This is a genomic window from Actinomadura sp. (assembly GCF_044508335.1).
Classification (GTDB): Bacteria; Actinomycetota; Actinomycetes; order Streptosporangiales; family Streptosporangiaceae; genus Spirillospora.
Genome location: NZ_JBIQHY010000059.1, coordinates 1 through 2441, shown reverse-complemented (window position 1 = coordinate 2441; position 2441 = coordinate 1). Strand labels below are relative to the sequence as shown.

Below are 2441 nucleotides of genomic sequence, written 5' to 3'. Positions count from 1 at the left end.
CCGGACGATCGGAGATCGTCGCGACGCTGTCGGTGCTGGACCGGATGCCGCTGACCTTCCACGCGCTCGCGGGCCAGGTGTTCGACGCGGGGCCGGAGCCGGGCACGGCCACGGGCGAGATCGCCTGCGTCGCCCACCACATGAGCGTACGCGGGGACGGCGTGTCCGACCTCGTCTGGCACTGCCGGTACACCGACGTCTACCGGCTGGACGGCCGGACCTGGCGGATCGCCCGCCGCGAGCAGCGCATCGACTCGATCGAGACCCGTCCCGTCCGGAGGTGGCGCGGTGAGTGAGAACCCCCGGGTCAGCGTCACCATGGGCGGCGCGCTCGGCATGGGCGGGGCGATCTCCCGCCGCCTGGCGGCCGCCGGCGACCTGGCGGTCGCCGGCCCCACGATCCCGGTCGACGGCGGGACCCTGGCCGCGTCCGGCTGGTTCGTCCGCGCCGACTTCGACTGTACGAACCGCCCCCACCGCGCCTAGGGAGTGCCGATGCCCGCGCTGCGAGACGACCGCCCGGACCACGAGATCACGTTCGCCGAGCTCGTCGCGGCTCGCGCCGACGACGACCGTCCTGCCCTGAACTTCGAGGACGCGTCCTGGACGTGGCGCGAGGTCATCGAGGAGGCCCTGCGCTGCGCGACACTCGCTCGCTCGGCCGGCGGACACGTCGGCCTGTTCCTGGAGAACGGCCCGGAGCATCTGTTCTGGCTCCTGGGTTCGGCGCTGGCCGGCGTGCCGGTCGTCGAGCTGAACCCGACCCGGCGAGGTGCCGAGCTGGCTCGCGACATCGCTCATACCGACTGCGCGCTCCTGGTCACGGAGACGTCCCGCGCATCGCTGCTGGACGGCCTGGCGGACGTCCCGACGCTGACCATCGACACCGACCGGTTGGAGGCCCCGCCGGCGGACGTCCTCCCCGTCGCCCCCGAGACGATCTTCTCCCTGGTCTTCACCTCGGGCACGACATCGGCTCCCAAGGCGGTGATCTGCACTCAGGGCAGGCTCGGCCGGATCGCCGTCCAGCAGCGCGACCGCCGCTCGCTCACCCGCGACGACGTGTTCTACGTGGTCATGCCGATGTTCCACTCGAACGCGCTGATGGCGGGGATCGCCCCGGCCGTGGCAACAGGCGGCCGCATGGTGCTCCGCCGCAAGTTCTCGGCCTCGGGCTTCCTGCCGGACGTCCGCCGCTACGGCGTCACGTTCTTCAACTACGTCGGCAAGCCGCTGAACTACATCCTGGCCACCCCGGAGAAGCCGGACGACGCCGACAACCCGCTCCGCATCGCCTTCGGCAACGAGGCGAACGAACGCGACATCCACGAGTTCGCCCGCCGCTTCGGCTGCACGGTCATCGACTCGTACGGCTCCAGCGAGGGCGAGATCCGGCTGAACCGCGTCGCCGGCACACCGCCGGGCTCCCTGGGCGTGGCCGAGCCGGGCACCCTGGTCATCAACCCGGACACCCTCCAGGAATGCCCGCCGGCCAGGTTCGACGCCCACGGCACGCTCCTCAACGCGGAAGAAGCGATCGGCGAGATCGTCGACACGAACGGCGCGGGCAAGTTCGAGGGCTACTACAACAACCCGGAGGCGACGGCGAGACGCGTCCGCAACGGCTGGACGTGGTCGGGCGACCTCGCCTACCGCGACGCCGACGGCTACTGGTACTTCGCCGGCCGCACCGACGACTGGCTGCGCGTGGACGGGGAGAACTTCGCCGCGGCCCCCGTCGAACGCCTCCTGGCCCGCTACGAGCCCTTCGCGGAGGTGGCCGTCTACGCCGTCCCCGACGACCACGTGGGCGACCAGGTGATGGCCGCCGCAGCCCTCGCCCCGGGCCACTCCTTCGACCCGTCGTCCTTCATGGCCTTCCTCAAGGCCCAGCCCGACCTCGGCACGAAGTGGACGCCCCGCTACATCCGCATAGTGGACGCGCTGCCGCGCACCCCCACCAACAAGGTCGTCAAGCGCCCGCTACGCGAGGCGGCCCGCAACACCACCGACCCGATCTACGAGCACCGCAACGGCACCTACACGCTCCGAACGCCCTGACGACCGGACTGCACGCTTTCGCCTGTGCCCTCCCAGAGAACCCCCCAGAGAACACTGCCTGCGACGGCAGGTTGAACAACTCCAGCCAGGGGCGTGCCAGTCCCGTCCTAACGTTGATCCATGCCCAAGACGCCATCACGGGTCGAACTGCGCCCGCTCACACGCTCCGACCAGGACGAGTTCTGCTCGCTCGTGCAGGCCAGCGCCGAACTGCACCGGCCGTGGGTGCAGCTGCCCGCGACCCCGGAGGAGTTCCAGGCTTGGATGCGCCGCTTCGACGACGGCACCAACCGGGGCTTTCTGGTCCGCGTCCGGGAGACCGGCGCAGCGGCCGGCATGGTCAACATCAACTCGATCATCCGGGGCCGCTACCAGGGAGC

At 70.9% G+C, this 2441-nt stretch carries 4 protein-coding genes; all 4 read left to right on the top strand.

What is annotated here, in order from left to right; all coding sequences use genetic code 11:
• Positions 1-296, top strand: a 296-nt coding sequence (locus tag ACIWVC_RS20160) for a nuclear transport factor 2 family protein (protein WP_396454422.1), incomplete at its 5' end; no start/stop codon positions are given.
• Positions 289-486, top strand: a complete 198-nt coding sequence (locus ACIWVC_RS20155; RefSeq protein WP_396447525.1) for a hypothetical protein — start codon at positions 289-291, stop codon at positions 484-486. The genes ACIWVC_RS20160 and ACIWVC_RS20155, both read left to right, overlap by 8 nt.
• Before the next feature lie 9 nt (positions 487-495).
• Positions 496-2061, top strand: coding sequence for an AMP-binding protein (locus ACIWVC_RS20150; RefSeq protein ID WP_396447524.1), 1566 nt, complete (start codon positions 496-498; stop codon positions 2059-2061).
• Positions 2062-2181: 120 nt separating this feature from the next.
• Positions 2182-2441: GNAT family N-acetyltransferase (locus tag ACIWVC_RS20145; protein WP_396447523.1), on the top strand; the 260-nt coding region annotated here is incomplete at its 3' end.

Excerpts from the sequence above, each read along its gene's own strand:
- ACIWVC_RS20150 (WP_396447524.1), top strand. The coding sequence starts at position 496 with ATGCCCGCGCTGCGAGACGACCGCCCGGACCACGAGATCACGTTCGCC.